The sequence below is a fragment of the Blastococcus sp. SYSU D00695 genome, from assembly GCF_054050555.1.
Genome location: NZ_JBJGZP010000006.1, coordinates 1 through 18,988, shown reverse-complemented (window position 1 = coordinate 18,988; position 18,988 = coordinate 1). Strand labels below are relative to the sequence as shown.

Genomic DNA, 18,988 nt, shown 5'->3' with positions numbered 1-18,988 from the left:
GCTGGCATCCTGGGGCGGATGAGCAGCAGCACCGGTGACATGGCGCGGGTCGAGCAGGAGCTGCTGGCGCGGTGGCCCGAGACCCGCCTCGAGCCCTCCCTGACCCGCATCAACGCCCTGGTCGACCTGCTGGGCAGCCCGCACCGGGCGTTCCCCGTCATCCAGGTGGCCGGCACCAACGGCAAGACGACGACCGCGCGGATGGTCGACGAGCTGCTGCGCGGGTTCGGCCTGCGCGTCGGCCGGTTCACCAGCCCGCACCTGCAGTCGATGCGGGAGCGGGTCGTGCTCGACGGCGAGCCGGTCAGCGCCGAGCGGTTCGTGGAGACCTACGAGGACATCGCGCCCTACGTGCAGATGGTCGACGCCGGCTCCGAGCACCCGCTGTCGTTCTTCGAGGTGACCGTCGGCCTCGCCTACGCGCTGTTCGCCGACGCCCCGGTCGACGTCGCCGTCGTCGAGGTCGGCATGGGCGGGAGGTGGGACGCCACGAACGTCGTCGACGCGCGGGTCGCCGTCGTCACCCCCGTCGCCCTGGACCACGCCGAGTACCTGGGGCCCGACGTCGCCACCATCGCCGGGGAGAAGGCCGGGATCATCAAGCCCGACTCGATCGCCGTGCTGGCCGGCCAGCAGCCGGGCGCGCTGGACGCGCTGGTGCGCCGCGCGGTCGAGGTGGAGGCCGTCGTCGCCCGCGAGGGCACCGAGTTCGGGGTGCTCGACCGGAAGGTCGCCGTCGGCGGGCAGCAGCTGCGGCTGCAGGGCCTGGGCGGGGAGTACGAGGACGTCTACCTGCCGCTGTTCGGCGCGCACCAGGCGCAGAACGCCGCCACCGCGCTGGCCGCCGTCGAGGCCTTCCTCGGCGCCGGCGCGAGCACCGGCCCGATCGACGTCGAGACCGTCCGCGCGGCCTTCGCTGCCGTCCGCTCGCCGGGCCGGCTGGAGCGGGTGCGCACCTCGCCGTCGGTGCTCGTCGACGCCGCGCACAACCCCGCCGGCATGGCCGCCACCGTCGAGGCCATCCGCGAGTCCTTCGACTTCACCCGCCTCGTCGGGGTCGTGGCCTGCGTCCGCGGCAAGGACGTCGCCGGGATGCTCGCCGAGCTCGAGCCGCTGTGCGCCGAACTGGTCGTCACCGAGCACACCTCGCCGCGCGCGATGCCGGCCGACGAGCTGGGGGCGCTGGCCGTCGACGTCTTCGGCACCGACCGGGTCAGCGTCTCCCCGCGGCTGCCCGACGCGATCACCGAGGCGATCGAGCTGGCCGAGGCCGGTCCGGACGACGCGCTCGGCGGCTCCGGCGTGCTCGTCACCGGCAGCGTCATCACCGCCGGCGAGGCGCGCACCCTGCTCGGCGGCCGGTCGTGACCGCCCCCGACCCGGTGCGGGCGGCCAGGGCGCTGCGCGGTGCGGCGGCGGCCATCCTCGTGCTCGAGGGCATCGCCGTCCTCTTCGTCCCGCGCGGGATCGCGCAGAGCGGCGAGGGGCTGACGCCGTTCCGGCTGACCGTGCTGCTGGTGCTCGCGGTCGCGCTGGTCCTGGCCAGCGGGCTGCAGCGCCGGCCCTGGGGGCTGATGGCGGGCACCGTGCTGCAGGTGCTGCTGCTGCTGACCGGCCTCTTCAACAGCGTGATGTGGTTCGTCGCCGGCATCTTCCTGCTCATCTGGCTGTACCTGCTGCAGGTGCGCAAGGAGCTGCTGGGCTCGCCCTTCGGCGAACCGGGCGCTCCCGTCGGCCGGGACGACGACCAGCCGGGGGAGCCCACCCCGTAGGCTCCGCCCCCGTGACGGAACGCACCCTTGTCCTGGTCAAGCCCGACGGCGTCGCCCGCGGCCTGGTGGGCGAGGTGATCAGCCGGCTGGAGGCCAAGGGCCTGCGCCTGGTCGCCGCCGAGCTGCGCACGCTGTCGCGGGAGGTGGCCGAGGAGCACTACGGCGAGCACCGCGAGCGGCCCTTCTTCCCGTCGCTGGTCGAGTTCATCACCGGCGGCCCGCTGCTGGCCGTGGTCGTCGAGGGCCCCCGCGCCATCGAGGCGTTCCGGGCGCTGGCCGGCGCCACCGACCCGGTGAAGGCCGCCCCGGGCACGATCCGCGGCGACTTCGCCCTCGAGGTGCAGGCCAACATCGTGCACGGCTCGGACTCCCCGGAGTCGGCCGCCCGCGAGATCGGCCTGTTCTTCCCCGACCTGGGCTGACCCCGCCCGCCCCCTCTCCGCGCCCACACCGGGCCGAGATCGGCGATCTCGGCGCTGTCAGACGCTGATGCCGCCGAGATCGCCGATCTCGGCGGTGGGAGGGCGGGACGGCGGAGAGGCGTGCCGGAGGCCGGGGCGAGGGGTGCGCGGGGGAGAGGTGGGGGGCTCGGGCCGTCTACCCTGGACCGGTCATGAGTGGTCAGACGCTGTACCCCCGCCTGGAGCCCCTGCTGGCCCAGGTCCAGAAGCCGATCCAGTACGTCGGCGGTGAGCTCAACTCCCAGGTGAAGCCCTGGGAGGACGTCGCCGTGCACTGGGCGCTGATGTACCCCGACGCCTACGAGGTGGGGCTGCCCAACCAGGGCCTCATGATCCTCTACGAGGTGCTCAACGAGCGTCCCGACGCCCTCGCCGAGCGCACCTACGCCGTCTGGCCCGACCTGGCCGCCCTGATGCGCGAGCACGGCGTCGGCCAGTTCACCGTCGACAGCCACCGCGCCGTCGCCGACTTCGACCTGCTCGGGGTCAGCTTCGCCACCGAGCTCGGCTACACCAACCTGCTCGAGGCGCTCGACCTCGCCGGCGTCCCGCTGCACGCGGCCGACCGCGACGAGAGCCACCCCGTCGTCGTCGCCGGCGGGCACGCCGCGTTCAACCCCGAGCCGATCGCCGACTTCGTCGACTGCGCCGTGCTCGGCGACGGCGAGCAGGCCGTCGGCGACATCACCGACGTCGTCAAGGCGTGGAAGGAGCAGGGCCGCCCCGGCGGCCGCGTCGAGCTCCTCGCCCGCCTCGCCCGGGTCGAGGGCGTGTACGTCCCCCGGTTCTACGCCGTCTCCTACGGTCCCGACGGCGCCATCGCCGCGGTCACCCGCACCCGGGACGACGTCCCGGTCCGGGTCGGCAAGCGCACCGTCATGGACCTCGACGAGTGGCCGTACCCGAAGACCCCGCTGGTGCCGCTCGCCGAGAGCGTGCACGAGCGGATGAGCGTCGAGATCTTCCGCGGCTGCACCCGCGGCTGCCGCTTCTGCCAGGCCGGGATGATCACCCGCCCGGTGCGGGAGCGGACCATCACCGGCATCGGCTCGATGGTCGAGCAGGGCCTGCAGGCGACCGGGTACCAGGAGGTCGGGCTGCTGTCGCTGTCCAGCGCCGACCACTCGGAGATCGGCCAGATCGCCAAGGAGCTCGCCGACCGCTACGAGGGCACCAACACCGGCCTGTCGCTGCCCAGCACCCGCGTGGACGCCTTCAACGTCACGCTGGCCAACGAGCTGTCCCGCAACGGACGGCGCAGCGGTCTGACCTTCGCCCCCGAGGGCGGCAGCGAGCGCATCCGGCGCGTGATCAACAAGACGGTGTCCAAGGAGGACCTCGTCCGCACGGTCACCACCGCCTACGCCAACGGCTGGACGCAGGTGAAGCTCTACTTCATGTGCGGGCTCCCCACGGAGACCGACGAGGACGTGCTGGAGATCGCCGAGCTCGCCACCGAGGTGATCCGCGCCGGCCGGGAGGCCAGCGGCCGCAAGGACATCCGCTGCACCGTCTCGATCGGCGGGTTCGTGCCCAAGCCGCACACGCCCTTCCAGTGGGCCGCCCAGGCCAGCGCCGAGACCATCGACCACCGGCTGCGGGTGCTGCGGCAGGCGATCAACGCCGACCGCCGGATCGGCCGGTCGATCGGGATGCGCTACCACGACGGCAAGCCCGGCGTGATCGAGGGACTGCTGTCGCGCGGCGACCGCCGCGTCGGCCGGGTCATCGAGCGCGTGTGGCGCGACGGCGGGAGGTTCGACGGCTGGAGCGAGCACTTCTCCTACGACCGGTGGACGGCGGCCGCGGCCGCGGAGCTGGCGGCGTTCGGCGTCGACCTGGACTGGTTCACCACCCGCGAGCGCGGTGAGCACGAGGTCCTGCCCTGGGACCACCTGGACTCGGGGCTGGACAAGGAGTGGCTCTGGGAGGACTGGCAGCAGGCGCTGGACGAGCAGGAGGTCAGCGACTGCCGCTGGACCCCCTGCTACGACTGCGGCGTCTGCCCGACCAACGGCACCGAGATCCAGATCGGGCCGACCGGGCGCAGCCTGCTGCCGCTCACCGTCGTGGGCCGCTGAGCGTGGCCCGCCAGCCCGACGGGCCGCCCCCCCCGCCGACCGTCCAGAAGCTCCGGCTGCGCTACACCAAGCGCGGCCCGCTCCGGTTCGCCTCGCACCGCGACCTCGCGCGCGCCCTGGAGCGGGCGTTGCGGCGCGCGCAGGTGCCGATGGCGTTCTCGGCCGGGTTCACGCCGCACCCCAAGATCAGCTACGTCGGCGCGGCGCCCACCGGCGCCGCCAGCGAGGCGGAGTACGTCGAGATCGGGCTGACCCGCCCGTGCGACCCGGAGGCCGTCCGGGTCGCCCTGGACGCCGCGCTGCCGCCCGGGGTGGACGTCGTGGACTGCGTCGCGGCGCAGGAGGGGACCGGGTCGCTGGCCGACCGGATCGACGCCTCGGTGTGGCGGCTGGAGCTCCCCGGAGTGGAGCCGGCGGAGCTCGCGTCCGCGCTGGCCAGCTTCCTGGCCCGCGACGTGGTGACCGTGGAACGGCGCACGAAGAACGGTCTCCGCGACGTCGACGCCCGGGCCGCCGTGGCCGCTGCGACCGCGGCCGGGGAGCCGGGTTGTGCCATACTGACCGTGGTCGTCCGGCAGGTGACGCCCGCCGTTCGACCAGACGACGTGGTGGCCGCCCTGGCTGCCGTCGCCGACCTGCGCCCGCCGTCGCCCGCCCGGGCCGTGCGTGAGGCGCAGGGCCGGCTCGACGACACCGGGAGGGTGGCCGATCCGCTCGGGCCCGACCGGCCCGCGCGCACCCACTGCCAGGGGGAGCGCGCGACGGTCTGAGCCGCGGAGCGCCCCGCGCCGTCGCGCGACACGGCTGCCAGACGTGACGCACCCGTGAGCCAGCAGCACGCAGCCAGACCAGCTCCACCGCACCACCGGGTCCCGACCGCGGCAACCGTCGTGGGGGAGCCGGCCACAGACTTCGCAGGGCGGGCGATCCGCGTCAGACCCGTGGGGACGTCCGCCCCGCCCGACCCGTGCCCCTGCGCGGCCGCCGTAGCGATCGGCGCCCGGGGGCACCACACAGGAGGCGAGCCCTTCGTGGCCGACCAGGACGACGACACCACCACCACCGGGGACACCGAGGCGCCCGGCGCCGGGCAGCCGGAGCAGACCGCGGCACCCGCGCCCGAGCCCGGGATCGCCGGGCAGGCGGCCGAGCCCGCCGCGGCGCTCGAGGACGAGACGGACGAGGACGAGGCCGTCGAGGCCGTGGCGCCCGGCGCGGCCGAGCTGCCCGCCGAGGAGCCCGAGCCCGAGCCCGAGGCGGTCTCCCGCTTCGGCGCCCAGTTCAGCTCCCCGGAGCCCACCGCGGTCGTGGCCCGCCCCCGCCGCCGGGCCACCCGTCCGGCCGCCCCGGCCGACCCCGACTCCGTCGAGCCGGCACCCGCCGCCCCGCCCGCGGCCCCGGCCTTCATCAGCTTCGTCGCCCCTCCCGAGACCGAGGCCCCGGCTCCGCGCCGGCGCAGCCGCCGGACGCTGGCCGAGTCGCCCGAGGAGCCCGAGGACCTCGACACCGGCCCGGCCGACGAGGACGACGAGACCCCCGCCCCCCGCTCCCGCCGCAGCCGCTCCCGGCGGCGCGGTGGTGGCGGGAGCGAGCCCGGGGCCGGCGCGCCGGAGGCCACCGAGGACGACGAGGCGGAGGGCACCGACGACGGCGACGACACCGAGGCCGACGACCGCGAGACCGACGACCGCGAGGAGGGCGCCGGCAGCCGCCGTCGCCGCCGCGGGCGCCGGGGCCGCGGCCGGGGCCGCAACGGGGACGACGGCGAGGACACCGCCGACCAGGACGAGGCGGGCGACGCCGAGGGCCCCCGCCGCGGGACCGAGCAGGCCGACTCCGACGACGAGGACGGCGAGGAGGCCGAGGACGGCGAGGAGTCCGAGGACGGCGACGAGGCCGGCTCCGGCTCGAGCACCCGCCGGCGCCGGCGGCGGCGTCGCCGGGGCGGCGGCGAGGGCGAGGCCGGCGGCGAGGCCCGGTCCTCCGACGACGACCGCCCCGAGCGGGCAGGCCGCAACGGCCGGGCCACCAGCGACGACGACGTCAAGGGCGTCACCGGCTCGACCCGGCTGGAGGCCAAGCGCCAGCGCCGCCGGGACGGGCGCGACAGCGGCCGCCGCCGCGCGCCCATCCTCACCGAGGCCGAGTTCCTCGCCCGCCGCGAGGCCGTCGACCGCGCGATGGTCATCCGCCAGCGCGGCGAGCGCACCCAGATCGCCGTCCTCGAGGACGACGTCCTGGTCGAGCACTACGTCACCCAGGCCTCGGCGACCTCGTTCGCCGGCAACGTCTACCTCGGCCGGGTGCAGAACGTGCTGCCCAGCATGGAGGCGGCGTTCGTCGACATCGGCAAGGGGCGCAACGCCGTCCTGTACGCCGGCGAGGTGAACTGGGACGCCGCCGGCCTGTCGGGCAAGCAGCGCTCCATCGAGACGGCGATGAAGTCCGGCGACAAGGTGCTCGTCCAGGTCACCAAGGACCCGATCGGGCACAAGGGCGCGCGCCTCACCCAGCAGATCAACCTGCCCGGCCGGTTCCTGGTCTACGTGCCCGGCGGCTCGATGACCGGGATCAGCCGCAAGCTGCCCGACACCGAGCGCCAGCGGCTCAAGGACATCCTCAAGAAGATCGTCCCCGAGGACGCCGGTGTGATCATCCGGACCGCCGCGGAGGGCGCCTCGGAGGAGGAGCTGACCCGCGACGTCGCCCGGCTGCAGGCGCAGTGGGACGTCATCCAGAAGAAGGCCGAGACCTCCTCGAGCGCGCCGGCGCTGCTCTACGGCGAGCCCGACCTCGCCATCCGGGTCATCCGCGACGTGTTCAACGAGGACTTTTCCTCCCTCGTGGTCCAGGGCGACGACGCCTGGGACACCGTCGAGGCCTACGTCGCGCACGTCTCCCCGGAGCTGGTCGGCCGCCTGTCCCGCTACACCGGCGAGGGCGACGTCTTCCACGACCTGCGCATCGACGAGCAGCTGGTGAAGGCGCTGGACCGCAAGGTGTGGCTGCCCTCGGGCGGCTCGCTGGTCATCGACCGCACCGAGGCGATGACCGTCGTCGACGTGAACACCGGCAAGTTCACCGGCTCGGGCGGCAACCTCGAGCAGACGGTGACGCGCAACAACATGGAGGCAGCGGAGGAGATCGTCCGCCAGCTCCGGCTGCGCGACATCGGCGGGATCATCGTCATCGACTTCATCGACATGGTCCTGGAGAGCAACCGCGACCTGGTGCTGCGCCGGCTGACCGAGTGCCTGGGGCGTGACCGCACCAAGCACCAGGTGGCCGAGGTGACGTCGCTGGGCCTGGTGCAGATGACCCGCAAGCGGGTCGGCCAGGGGCTGCTGGAGGTCTTCAGCGAGCCGTGCGAGCACTGCCGCGGCCGGGGTGTCCTCGTGCACACCGACCCGGTGGACGAGAAGCGCCGTGGTGGCTCGGGCGGCGGGTCCGGTGGCGGCAACGGCTCCGGCGGGGGCAACGGCTCCGGCGGGGGCAACGGCTCCGGCGGCGGGCGCCGCGACCAGGCCCAGGGCGGCCAGAAGAGCGACCAGCGGTCCGAGCGGCGCGAGGCGCCAGCCGAGCCCGCGGGCGAGGCGACGGCCGAGGAGCCGCCGGCCGAGGGCGGCGAGCCGCGCTCGGGCGGCCGGCGCAACCGGGGCCGGCGCAACCGCGGCCAGGCCGGCGAGGAGCGCGCGGCCGAGGACGCCGCGGTGCTGGCCGGGACCGACAGCGGCACCGCGACGGACGACGCCGCGGCGACCCCGGCCGACGCCACCCAGACCGACGGCGCCGCGCCGCGGGGCATCCCCGAGGCCGGGCCGGACGAGGGCACGGCGACCCCGGCCGTCGCGACCCCGGCCGACGCCACCCCGGCCGACGCGACCCCGACCGACGCGACCCCCGCCGACGCCAGCCCGGCCGACGGGAGCCCGGCCGACGCCCCCGGCGTCGCGCCGGAGGTCCCCGCCGCGGCCGCCGGGACCCCGGTCCCGGAGACGACGCCGGCGACCGGGGGAGCGGCGCCGGCCGCCGCCGGGGCCCCGGTCGAGCAGCCCGGGGACGAGCCCGACGAGGACGACGTCCCCGCCGGTGCCGGACCCGACGAGCCGGCCGCCCCCGCGGTGGTCGAGGGCGGCCGACCGCGGCGCCGCCGGGCGGCCAGCCGGCCGGCCGGGCCGCCGGCCTCCTGACCCGCCGGGCCGCCGGGACCGCGTTCGACCCGGTCCCGGCGGCTCGGGTACGCTGGTCGGGTTGCACCGCCACGGGCAGCGCACCGATCCCGGTGCCGCCGAGGAGGCGCGTGCAGCCCGTCCCGCACCCCGCGTCCCGCGCGGTGGTGCGCCCAGGACAGACACGAGCACGCGATCGAGGAGTCAGTGGTGTACGCAGTCGTCAAGGCCGGTGGCCGGCAGCACAAGGTGGCCGTCGGCGACCGTTTCACCGTCAACCGCCTGGCCGGTGAGGCGGGCGACACCGTCGCGCTGCCCGCGCTCCTGCTCGTCGACGGCGACACCGTCACCAGCGACGCGGCCACGCTGGCCGGCGTCACGGTGACCGGCGAGATCGTCGGCCACGGCAAGGGCCCGAAGATCCGCATCCACAAGTTCAAGAACAAGACCGGCTACCACAAGCGCCAGGGGCACCGTCAGCCGCTGACCGACGTGGTCGTCCGCGACATCACGAAGGGCTGACGACGACATGGCACACAAGAAGGGCGCCTCGTCCTCCCGCAACGGCCGCGACTCGAACGCCCAGCGCCTCGGCGTGAAGCGCTTCGGTGGCCAGGTCGTCAAGGCCGGCGAGATCATCGTGCGCCAGCGCGGCACCCACTTCCACCCGGGTCTGGGTGTCGGTCGCGGTGGCGACGACACGCTGTTCGCCCTGGAGCCGGGCTCGGTGACCTTCGGCACGCGCCGTGGTCGCAAGACCGTCTCCATCACGGCCGTCGAGGCCTGACACCCGGGGCCCCGCAGACGGGGCCCGGCAGAGACATCGCGACGAGCGCACGGGCCGGTCGGTCCGTGCGCTCGTCGTCATTGACGAGTAGGTAGGAGGCGGCGCGGACATGGCCGCTTTCGTCGACCGCGCGGTCATCCACGTCTCCGCCGGCAACGGCGGGCACGGCGTGGCGTCGATCCACCGGGAGAAGTTCAAGCCGCTCGGCGGCCCCGACGGTGGCAACGGCGGCAACGGCGGGGACGTCGTCCTCGATGTCGACCCCAGCGTGCACACGCTGCTCGACTTCCACCACCGGCCGCACCAGAAGGCCGGCAACGGCCGCCCCGGTGAGGGCAGCAACCGGCACGGGGCCCGGGGCGAGGACCGCGTGCTGCGCGTCCCGCCCGGCACCGTCGTCAGCACCGCGGACGGGGAGTTCATCGCCGACCTCGTCGGCGCGGGCACCCGCGTCGTCCTGGCCCACGGCGGCCGGGGCGGGCTGGGCAACGCCGCGCTGGCCAACACGCGGCGCAAGGCGCCCGGCTTCGCGCTGCTCGGGGAGCCCGGGGAGTCGCTGGACGCCGTCTTCGAGCTCAAGAGCATCGCCGACGTGGGCCTGGTCGGGTTCCCCTCGGCCGGCAAGTCCTCGCTGATCGCCGCGATGTCCGCCGCCCGGCCGAAGATCGCCGACTACCCGTTCACCACGCTCGTGCCCAACCTCGGCGTGATCCGCGCCGGCGACGTCACGTTCACGATGGCCGACGTCCCCGGGCTCATCCCGGGCGCCTCGGCCGGCAAGGGCCTGGGTCTGGAGTTCCTCCGCCACATCGAGCGCTGCGCCGTGCTGGTGCACGTGGTCGACATGGCCACGATGGAGCCCGGCCGCGACCCCGAGAGCGACATCGAGGCGCTCGAACACGAGCTGCAGGAGTACTCCGGCGAGGAGCTGGACCTCGTGGGCCGGCTCCGGATCGCCGTCCTCAACAAGATCGACGTGCCCGACGCGCGGGAGCTGGTCGACCTGGTCCGCGCGACGCTGGAGGAGCGCGGCCTGCGGGTGTTCGCGATCAGCGCCGCCACCGGCGAGGGGCTGACCGAGCTCGGCTACGCCCTGGCCGAGGCCGTCGAGCAGCACCGCGCATCGCTGCCGGAGCCCGAGGCCGTGCGGGTCACCCTCACCCCGCGGGCGGTCGACGACACCGGCTTCACCGTCGCGCACGACGACGACGGCGGCTTCGTCGTCCGCGGGGTCAAGCCCGAGCGCTGGGTCCGCCAGACCGACTTCACCAACGACGAGGCCGTCGGCTTCCTCGCCGACCGGCTCAACCGGCTCGGCGTCGAGGAGGCGCTGGAGAAGGCCGGCGCCGTCGAGGGCGACGCGGTCACCATCGGCGACGTCACCTTCGACTTCGTGCCGACCCTGCCCGCCGGCACCCTGTCGGTCGAGGAGACCGCCGGTCTCGGCGGCCGGGGCACCGACGCCCGCATCGACGCCCCGCACCGCGTCCGCGCGGCCGAGCGGCTGGCCGCCAAGAAGGCCCGCCGGGTGCCCTACGAGCTCACCGAGACCTGGACCGACGACGAGCTGCCCGGGGACCCCGAGTGAGCACCCGGGCGGAGATCGCCGGCGCCCGCCGCGTCGTCGTCAAGGTCGGCTCGTCGTCGCTGACCACCCTGCCGGGCGGCCTGGACACGGCCAAGCTGCACGCCCTGGTCGACGTGCTGGGCACCGTCCGGGCCACCGGCCGGGAGGTCGTCCTCGTCTCCTCCGGCGCGATCGCCGCGGGCCTGGCGCCGCTGGGCGTGACGGGCCGGCCGCGGGACCTGGCCACCGCCCAGGCAGCGGCCAGCGTCGGGCAGCTGCGGCTGGTGCAGACCTACGCCGACGCCTTCGACCGGCACGGCGTGACCGTCGGCCAGGTGCTGCTGACCGCCGACGACCTCACCCGGCGCAGCCACTACCGCAACGCGCACCGCACCGTCGACCGGCTGCTCACCCTGGGCGTCCTGCCGATCGTCAACGAGAACGACACGGTCGCCACCGAGGAGATCCGCTTCGGCGACAACGACCGGCTCGCCGCGCTCGTCGCCCACGTCGCGCAGGCCGACGCGCTGCTGCTGCTCTCCGACGTCGACGGCGTCTACGACGGGGACCCGCGCACCGGGCCCGCGCAGCTGATCGACACCGTCACCGACCCCGCCGAGCTCGCCGCGGTCACCCTCGGCTCGGCCTCGCGCAACGGCGTGGGCACCGGTGGCATGGCCACCAAGGTCGAGGCGGCGCTGATCGCCGCCCGCGCCGGGGTGCCCGTCGTCGTCACCTCGACCGTGCAGGCCGCGCAGGCCCTGGCCGGGGAGCGGGTGGGCACGCTGTTCCGCCCGTCGGGGCGCCGTCCCTCCGCCCGGCAGTTCTGGCTGCGCTACGCCACCCGCCCGCGCGGGCGGCTGCTGCTGGACGACGGCGCGGTGCGCGCCGTCCGCGAGCGCGGGGCCTCGCTGCTGGCCGCGGGCGTCACCGGCGCCACCGGGGAGTTCCTCGCCGACGACCCGGTCGAGCTGGTCGGGCCCGACGGCGTCGTCGTGGCCCGCGGGCTGGTGGCCTACGACGCCGCCGAGCTGCCCGCCCTGTTCGGCCGCAAGACCGGCGAGCTCGACCCCGAGTACCGCCGGGAGGTCGTGCACCGGGACGAGATGGTGCTGGTCGGCCCCCGGGCCGCGGAGCCGGTCCCGGGTGCCTGAGAGACTCTGACCGTGACGATCCGCCCGATCCGCGAGCTCGGCGACCCGGTGCTGCGCACCCCGGCCGACCCGGTCCGCGCCTTCGACCGCGAGCTCGCCGCCCTCGTCCGCGACCTCGAGGAGACCGTCGACCACCCCGGCCGGGCCGGGCTGGCGGCCCCGCAGATCGGCGTGAGCGCCCGCGCGTTCAGCTACAACATCGACGGCGTCATCGGCCACGTGGTCAACCCGCGGCTGGTCGAGGTGTCGGAGGAGACCCAGGGCGGCGACGAGGGCTGCCTGTCCGTCCCCGGCATCTGGGCGCCCACCGTCCGGGCGATGCACGCCGTCGTCGAGGGGTTCGACGTGCACGGCGAGCCGGTGCGGGTGGCCGGCAGCGGCCTGATGGCCCGCTGCCTGCAGCACGAGGTGGACCACCTCGACGGCAAGGTCTTCCTCGACCGGCTGAGCGGCGACGCCCGCAAGACGGCGCTGCGGGCACTCAACTCGCGCTGACCCGTTGCCGGCGGCCTGCCGCGGGCTCGACACTGACCCGTCGGCGGCGGTCGGCGGGACCGCCGCCCGGTGCGTCGGGAGGCCGGTCGTGTTCGCTCGAGTCGCCGTCTGGGAACCCATGCCGACCGACGACCGGTCCTGGGTGTTGGAGGCCGCGAGGTCCGTCCCCGGCGTCCGCGAGACGTTCCACCTCCGCGACCCCGAGACCGGCAACGGCCTGTCCGTCGGCCTCTACGACAGCCGCGAGGCCATCACGGCGGCGCACGCGGCGATCGCGCGGCGCGCCCGCGAGATCGGCTGGCACGACGAGGAACGACCCGGGCCGGTGTCGGTCACCGTCTACGAGGTGCTCCGCTCGTAGCCGCGGGGCCGTACGGTCGAGGGGTGACCGACCTCGCCAGCCGCGCCCGCACCCTCCTCGAGCTGCACAACGCGCCGGAGATCCTCGTCCTCGCCAACGTGTGGGACGTCGTCTCCGCCCGGGTGGTCGCCGCCACCGACGGCGTCCGTGCGCTGGCCACCGCCAGCCACGGGATCGCGTCGACCTTCGGGTACGAGGACGGCGAGAACATCCCGCTCGACCTGCACCTGGACATGGTCGCCCGGATCGCCGCCGCGGTGGACCTGCCGGTCAGCATGGACATGGAGGCCGGCTACGGCGACGCGGGGGAGACCGCGCGCCGGGCGATCGCCGCGGGCGTGGTGGGCGGGAACCTCGAGGACCAGATGAAGCCGCTGGACGAGGCGGTCGCCGCCGTCGAGGCGGTGCTGCGCGCGGGCCGCGACGCCGGCATCGACTTCGTGCTCAACGCCCGCACCGACACGTTCGTGCGCGCCGCCGAGGGCGCCGACCGCGGCGAGCTGGTCGCCGAGGCGGTCCGCCGCGGGAAGGCCTACCTCGAGGCGGGCGCCCCGGTGGTGTTCGTGCCGCGGCTGGTCGACCGCGAGGAGATCGCCGCGGTCGTCGACGGCCTGGGCCGCAACCGGCTGACCCTGATCAGCGTCCCCGGTGCCTCCCTGTCCGCGCGCGAGATGCAGGAGCTCGGGGTGGCGCGGGTGTCGACCGGGCCGTTCACCCAGCGCGTCGCGCTGACCGCGCTGCAGGACGCCGCCGCCGAGGTGGTCGCCGGCGGCGTCCTCCCGCCCGGCACGCGCGCGCTGAACTGAGCGCGCTCAGACGACGACCCCGCCGACGGGCAGGACGAGGCCGCGGACGTCGAACGGCGTGACGACCTCCGCCGGGTGCTCGGCGCCGGCGAGCACCTCGGCGACCACCGGCCCGACGACCTCCCGTCCGGCGCGTTCGTAGTCCTCCCGCGACCGCCACACCTCGATCACCTGCATCCCGTCGGGGGTCTGCCGGGCCAGGTGCACCAGCAGGCCGTCGAGGGACGCCCCGGCCCGCGCCAGCATCCGCCGGTGCACGTCGTCGTAGACCTCCGCCGGCAGCCCGGGGACGTCGGTCGTCACCGCGTACGTCATGTCGCCCTCCTCGATCCGTCGCGGCGACCGCCCGCCGCCGCGAGCTCGCGGGCGCCGTCGCCCCCGAGACGTTCCAGGGCCGCCGCCGTGCGGCCGGTGACCAGCAGCAGGACGGCGCCGGCGGGGCCGTGCACCGGGGCCCCGTCGCCGAGGACGAGGTCGGCGTCGTCCGCGGTGAGGCGGTAGCCGGCCAGGCGCCGGCGGGCGCCGAACGGGAAGCTCGTCGCCCAGGCCGCGCGGGCCGCCACAGCCGACGCGGCCGCCGGCATGGGCCGGGTGCGGCCGAGCGGGACGGTGACGTCCTGCCCGTGCACGAGGACGTCGAGCAGCGGCTGGACCGGCCGGAGGAACGGCGCCATCCGCCGGGAGCCGACCATCGCCCGCAGCCGCGCGGCGCACTCGGACGGCGAGAGGCCGCGGGCGCGGAGGGCGGAGTCGCGGATCATCCGGTCGAAGCTGCCGCCCGCCCGGACGGCGGCCACGGCGGCGTCGCGCAGGCCCATGTGCGCCTGGGTGAGGTGGGTGGCGACGTCGCCGACCAGCCAGGCGTCGCAGAGGGACGGCGTCGCCCACTCGGCGGGCGAGAGGCCCTCGATCACATCGGCGAGGCTCCCGCGCTCCGCGTCGATGGTCTGCCAGATCGTGTCGGTGTCCACGGCCGCCCCCGGGATCGTCAGTTAGACTGACAGTGTCGTCAGAGAGTCTGACCATCGTCAAGGGGCCCGTGTGACCACCGAGCTCAACCTGGGACTGCTCTGCTTCTTCCCCTACCGGGCGCTGGAGACGCGGGTCCTGCAGGCGCTCGCCGCGGCCGGGTTCGACGACATCACGCTCGCCCAGGGCCGCATCGCGGCACGGGTGGGGGAGCACGGCACGCGGCTGACCGACCTCGCCGAGCAGGCGCAGGTCACCAAGCAGACCGCCGGCTTCCTCGTCGACCAGCTGGAGAGGGCCGGCTACGTGCACCGGGTGCCCGACCCGTCCGACGGGCGGGCCCGGCTGGTCTGCTTCGCCGACCGCGGGCGCGCCGCCGTCGCCGTGGCGCGCCGGGTCGAGGTCGAGGTCGAGGCCGAGTGGACCGCCCACCTGGGAGCGGACGCGACCCGGGCCCTGCGCGAGGCCCTCACCCGGTTGCGCGAGGTCACCGACCCCTGGCTCTGAGGGAAGGCCCCCCTACGCCTCGCACGCTCCTGCCGCGGAGCCGGGACGAACGCCGCCCGCGCTACCCTCGCGGGCGTGTCCGACGTCGCATCCCTGCCGCTGATCGGGGCCGCCGCCCTGCGCGCCCGCGCCGCCTCCCGGGTCCTGCGCACGCTGCCGACCGACGTCAAGGACGCCGCCCTGTCGGCGATGGCCGACGCGCTGGTCGAGCGGACGAGCGAGATCCTGGCGGCCAACGCCGAGGACGTCGCCGCCGCCGCCGCCGAGGGGACGCCGGAGTCGGTGCTCGACCGGCTGCGGCTGGACGCCGGCCGGGTCGCCGGGGTCGCCGACGCCCTGCGCGAGCTCGTGGCGCTGCCGGACCCGGTGGGCGACGTCGTCCGCGGGTCCCGGCTGCCCAACGGCCTGCAGCTGCGCCAGGTCCGCGTGCCCTTCGGCGTCGTCGGGATCGTCTACGAGGCCCGCCCCAACGTGACCGTCGACGCCGCCGGCCTGTGCCTGAAGAGCGGCAACGCGGCGCTGCTGCGCGGCTCGGCCTCGGCCTTCCGGACCAACACCGCGCTGGTCGCCGTCCTCACCGAGGCCGCCGAGAAGGCCGGGCTGCCGGCCGGGTCGGTCGAGCTGCTGCCCGCCGAGCGCGCGTCCGTGGGCGAGCTGCTGGGCGCCCGCGGCTTCGTCGACGTGGTGATCCCGCGCGGCGGGGCGTCGCTCATCCAGCGGGTGGTCACCGAGGCGAAGGTGCCGGTCATCGAGACCGGTGTCGGCAACGTGCACGTGTACGTCGACGCCTCGGCCGACCCCGCGATGGCCGAGGCGATCGTGCTCAACTCCAAGACCCACCGGGTCAGCGTCTGCAACTCCGCGGAGACGCTGCTGGTGCACCGGGACTTCCCGGCGCTGCCCCGGCTGCTGTCGGCCCTCGGCTCGGCCGGGGTGACGCTGCACGGCGACGACGCCACGCGCGCCGCGGAGGGCAGCGTCGTCCCCGCGACCGACGAGGACTGGGCCGCCGAGTACCTGTCGCTGGACATGGCCGTGCGGGTGGTCGACGACCTGCCCGCCGCGCTGGAGCACATCGCGCGGTGGGGGAGCGGCCACACCGAGGCCATCGTCGCCGACTCCGCGCGCGCGATCGCCGAGTTCACCGCCGGCGTCGACGCCGCCGCGATCATGGTCAACGCCTCCACCCGCTTCACCGACGGCGGCGAGTTCGGCTTCGGCGCGGAGATCGGCATCTCCACCCAGAAGCTGCACGCCCGCGGGCCGCTCGGCCTGCCGGAGCTCACGTCGACCACCTACGTCGTCACCGGAGACGGTCACACCCGCTGACCGCCCGCCCCGTCCTCGTCAGGAGCCCCATGCCCCGCCCGCCGACACAGCTGCCCCAGTTCTCCTCGGTCTCCGACGTCGCCAAGCGGCTGTCGTCGGCGGGCTACCTGCCGGACAAGCAGATCGCCACGACCGTCTTCCTCGCCGACCGGCTGGGCAAGCCGCTGCTGGTCGAGGGGCCGGCCGGCACCGGCAAGACCGAGCTGGCCAAGGCGCTGGCGGCCTCGACGGACGCCGAGCTGATCCGCCTGCAGTGCTACGAGGGGCTCGACGAGGCCCGGGCGCTCTACGAGTGGAACTACAAGAAGCAGCTGCTGCGCATCCAGGCGTCTCAGGCGTCGGCGGAGGGCGCGGACTGGGAGACCGTCCACGACGACATCTTCGGCGAGGAGTTCCTGCTGGCGCGGCCGCTGCTGACCGCGATCCGGCGCACCGAGCCGACCGTGCTGCTCATCGACGAGACCGACAAGGCCGACGTCGAGGTCGAGGGGCTGCTGCTGGAGGTGCTCAGCGACTTCCAGGTGACTATCCCCGAGCTCGGCACGGTCGTGGCCACCCGCCGCCCCACCGTCGTCCTCACCTCCAACGCCACCCGGGAGCTGTCGGAGGCGCTCAAGCGCCGCTGCCTGTACCTGGCCCTGGACTACCCGAGCGCCGAGCGGGAGCGGGAGATCGTGCTCTCGCGGGTGCCCGACCTGGCGCCGGGCCTGGCCGAGCAGCTGGTCCGCACGGTGCGGGCGCTGCGGGCGCTGGAGCTGAAGAAGTCGCCGTCGATCTCGGAGACCCTCGACTGGGCGCAGACCCTGCTCGAGCTGGGACTGGACACCCTCGACGAGTCGGCGATCGGCGAGACGCTCGGCGTCGTGCTCAAGCACGCCAGCGACCAGGAGCGGGCCGCGGCCGAGCTGCGGCTCAACTGATGACCGCCGCGGCGCCGTCGGCCCAGGGCGGGCTGGCCGGGCACCTCGACGGGTTCGTGCGCGCCATCCGCGACGCCGGGATCCCCGTCGGCATCAGCCAGGCCGTCGACGCCGCGGAGATCCTCACCGTGGTCGACCTGCTCGACCGCGAGCAGCTGCGGCACGGGCTTGCGGCGGTGCTCCTGCAGCGCGGCAATCAGCGGCAGATCTACGACACCCTGTTCGACCTGTGGTGGCCGCTGGGCGACCGGTCGGTCGCCACGGCGGAGGGGGACGGCGAGGACGCCGACGGCGAGGCGGTGACGCTGGAGACGCCGGGCGGCGACGGCGCCCCGGACGTCGCGGCCGAGATGCGCGAGGAGCTCGCCCGGCTGCTCACCGAGGACGACGAGGCGGAGCTGGCACGCCTGGCCCGGCGCGCGGTCGCCGCGCTGGGGCGGACGGCGCCGTCGGCGTCGGGGCAGCAGTGGTTCAGCTACCGCGTGATGCGCGCGCTGTCGCCGGACACGCTGGTCGCGCAGCTGCTGGAGGGGTTGCTCGCCGGTGGGGAGCGCGGCGGCCTGGCCGAGCAGGTGGCCCGCGGCGAGCTGCGGGCGCGGCTGCAGACGTTCAAGGACGCCGTCAACACCGAGGTGCGCCGCCGGCAGGCCGACGACCGCGGCCGCGAGCGCATCGCCCGGAGCGCGATCACGCCGCTGGCCGACCAGGTGGACTTCCTGCACGCCCAGCAGACCGACCTCGCGGAGCTGCGCCGCATGGTGGCGCCGCTGGCGCGCCGGCTGGCCGTGCGGCTGTCGGCCCGCCGGCGGATGGGACGCCAGGGCCGGCTGGACTTCCGCAAGACGGTGCGCGCGTCGCTGGCCACCGGCGGGGTGCCGGTGGTGACCCACCACCGGCCCCGGACGGTGCACAAGCCCGAGCTCGTGGTGCTCTGCGACATCAGCGGGTCGGTGGCCGGGTTCAGCCACTTCACGCTGATGCTGACCCAGGCGCTGCGGGAGCACTTCTCGGGGGTGCGGGCGTTCGCCTTCGTCGACGCCACCGACGAGGTGACGCGCTTCTTCTCGCCCGGAGCCGACGTGGCCGACGCGGTCCGCCGCATCGGCCGGGAGGCCGACGTCGTCGCGTTCGAGGGGCACAGCGACTACGGCAACGCCTTCGAGGTGTTCGCCGACCGGTACCCGACCGTGGTGGGGCCGAAGACCTCGCTGCTGGTGCTCGGCGACGGCCGCACCAACTACCGGCCGCCCGGGGTTCCGGTGCTCACCGACCTGGTGCGCCGGTCGCGGTCGGCGCACTGGCTGAACCCCGAGCCGAGGCGGCTGTGGGGGACCGGTGACTCGGCGGCGCCGAAGTACGCCGAGGTCGTCGACATGGTCGAGTGCCGCAACGCGGCCCAGCTGGCCGACTTCGTCACGCTGCTCTGAGTTCGCGGGCGCCGGGTCCTCGGGCGCCGAGTCCTCGGGGTGGGTCCTGGTGTGCCGGGTCCTGGTGTGCCGGGTCCTGGTGTGCCGGGTCCTGGTGTGCCGGGTCCTGGTGTGCCGGGTCCTGGTGTGCCGGGTCCTGGTGTGCCGGGTCCTGGTGTGCCGGGTCCTGGTGTGCCGGGTCCT

At 75.3% G+C, this 18,988-nt stretch carries 19 protein-coding genes; 17 read left to right on the top strand and 2 right to left on the bottom strand.

All coding sequences use genetic code 11. From position 1 onward, the window contains the following. The first annotated feature begins 18 nt into the window (after positions 1-18). The 13 genes from folC to ACI781_RS05660 all read left to right on the top strand — a co-directional run bounded on the left by folC (position 19) and on the right by ACI781_RS05660 (position 13,653). Positions 19-1,368: a bifunctional tetrahydrofolate synthase/dihydrofolate synthase gene (gene folC / locus ACI781_RS05720; RefSeq protein WP_456565112.1), complete on the top strand. Its 1,350-nt coding sequence runs from the start codon at positions 19-21 to the stop codon at positions 1,366-1,368. Next, entirely contained in the window at positions 1,365-1,772 is a 408-nt protein-coding gene (locus ACI781_RS05715; RefSeq protein WP_456565111.1) for a DUF4233 domain-containing protein, read from the top strand. The genes folC and ACI781_RS05715 overlap by 4 nt, the downstream gene beginning before the upstream one ends. 11 nt (positions 1,773-1,783) lie before the next feature. Next, on the top strand, positions 1,784-2,194 hold the full coding sequence (ndk, locus tag ACI781_RS05710) for a nucleoside-diphosphate kinase (RefSeq protein WP_456565110.1): 411 nt from the start codon (positions 1,784-1,786) through the stop codon (positions 2,192-2,194). A 191-nt stretch (positions 2,195-2,385) separates the two neighbouring features. Next, positions 2,386-4,314 (top strand): TIGR03960 family B12-binding radical SAM protein, encoded by a 1,929-nt coding sequence (locus ACI781_RS05705; RefSeq protein WP_456565109.1) that lies wholly within the window; start codon positions 2,386-2,388, stop codon positions 4,312-4,314. A 2-nt stretch (positions 4,315-4,316) separates the two neighbouring features. Next, on the top strand, positions 4,317-5,084 hold the full coding sequence (locus tag ACI781_RS05700) for a TIGR03936 family radical SAM-associated protein (protein ID WP_456565108.1): 768 nt from the start codon (positions 4,317-4,319) through the stop codon (positions 5,082-5,084). A gap of 261 nt (positions 5,085-5,345) precedes the next feature. Beyond that, the gene (locus ACI781_RS05695; protein WP_456565107.1) at positions 5,346-8,504 is read left to right on the top strand and encodes an Rne/Rng family ribonuclease; all 3,159 of its coding nucleotides are present in this window, start codon (positions 5,346-5,348) and stop codon (positions 8,502-8,504) included. A gap of 189 nt (positions 8,505-8,693) precedes the next feature. Then, on the top strand, positions 8,694-9,005 hold the full coding sequence (rplU, locus tag ACI781_RS05690; RefSeq protein WP_456565106.1) for a 50S ribosomal protein L21: 312 nt from the start codon (positions 8,694-8,696) through the stop codon (positions 9,003-9,005). 7 nt (positions 9,006-9,012) lie between these two features. Beyond that, the gene (rpmA, locus tag ACI781_RS05685) at positions 9,013-9,270 is read left to right on the top strand and encodes a 50S ribosomal protein L27 (RefSeq protein WP_113840870.1); all 258 of its coding nucleotides are present in this window, start codon (positions 9,013-9,015) and stop codon (positions 9,268-9,270) included. Between the two features lie 109 nt (positions 9,271-9,379). Next, complete coding sequence (obgE, locus tag ACI781_RS05680) at positions 9,380-10,858, top strand: GTPase ObgE (protein WP_456565105.1); 1,479 nt, start codon at positions 9,380-9,382, stop codon at positions 10,856-10,858. Then, positions 10,855-11,991 (top strand): glutamate 5-kinase, encoded by a 1,137-nt coding sequence (proB, locus tag ACI781_RS05675; RefSeq protein WP_456565104.1) that lies wholly within the window; start codon positions 10,855-10,857, stop codon positions 11,989-11,991. The genes obgE and proB overlap by 4 nt, the downstream gene beginning before the upstream one ends. 12 nt (positions 11,992-12,003) lie before the next feature. After that, a complete protein-coding gene (gene def, locus ACI781_RS05670; protein ID WP_456565103.1) occupies positions 12,004-12,486 on the top strand; it encodes a peptide deformylase in 483 nt (160 codons plus the stop codon). 88 nt (positions 12,487-12,574) lie between these two features. Further along, a complete protein-coding gene (locus tag ACI781_RS05665) occupies positions 12,575-12,847 on the top strand; it encodes a hypothetical protein (protein ID WP_456565102.1) in 273 nt (90 codons plus the stop codon). A gap of 23 nt (positions 12,848-12,870) precedes the next feature. Continuing rightward, entirely contained in the window at positions 12,871-13,653 is a 783-nt protein-coding gene (locus ACI781_RS05660) for an isocitrate lyase/PEP mutase family protein (protein WP_456565101.1), read from the top strand. A 6-nt stretch (positions 13,654-13,659) separates the two neighbouring features. Here ACI781_RS05660 and ACI781_RS05655 read toward each other — a convergent pair whose 3' ends face one another. Next, positions 13,660-13,968, bottom strand: coding sequence for a hypothetical protein (locus ACI781_RS05655; protein ID WP_456565100.1), 309 nt, complete (start codon positions 13,966-13,968; stop codon positions 13,660-13,662). Beyond that, a complete protein-coding gene (locus ACI781_RS05650) occupies positions 13,965-14,624 on the bottom strand; it encodes a maleylpyruvate isomerase family mycothiol-dependent enzyme (RefSeq protein WP_456565099.1) in 660 nt (219 codons plus the stop codon). Before ACI781_RS05650 ends, ACI781_RS05655 begins: the two co-directional genes overlap by 4 nt. A gap of 70 nt (positions 14,625-14,694) precedes the next feature. Between ACI781_RS05650 and ACI781_RS05645 the strand changes: the two genes are divergently transcribed. The 4 genes from ACI781_RS05645 to ACI781_RS05630 all read left to right on the top strand — a co-directional run bounded on the left by ACI781_RS05645 (position 14,695) and on the right by ACI781_RS05630 (position 18,805). After that, the gene (locus ACI781_RS05645; RefSeq protein ID WP_456565098.1) at positions 14,695-15,129 is read left to right on the top strand and encodes a MarR family winged helix-turn-helix transcriptional regulator; all 435 of its coding nucleotides are present in this window, start codon (positions 14,695-14,697) and stop codon (positions 15,127-15,129) included. A 75-nt stretch (positions 15,130-15,204) separates the two neighbouring features. Further along, on the top strand, positions 15,205-16,458 hold the full coding sequence (locus tag ACI781_RS05640; protein ID WP_456565097.1) for a glutamate-5-semialdehyde dehydrogenase: 1,254 nt from the start codon (positions 15,205-15,207) through the stop codon (positions 16,456-16,458). A gap of 29 nt (positions 16,459-16,487) precedes the next feature. Beyond that, positions 16,488-17,378: an AAA family ATPase gene (locus ACI781_RS05635; RefSeq protein WP_456565096.1), complete on the top strand. Its 891-nt coding sequence runs from the start codon at positions 16,488-16,490 to the stop codon at positions 17,376-17,378. After that, positions 17,378-18,805: a vWA domain-containing protein gene (locus tag ACI781_RS05630; protein WP_456565095.1), complete on the top strand. Its 1,428-nt coding sequence runs from the start codon at positions 17,378-17,380 to the stop codon at positions 18,803-18,805. Before ACI781_RS05635 ends, ACI781_RS05630 begins: the two co-directional genes overlap by 1 nt. The last annotated feature ends 183 nt before the right edge of the window (positions 18,806-18,988 follow it).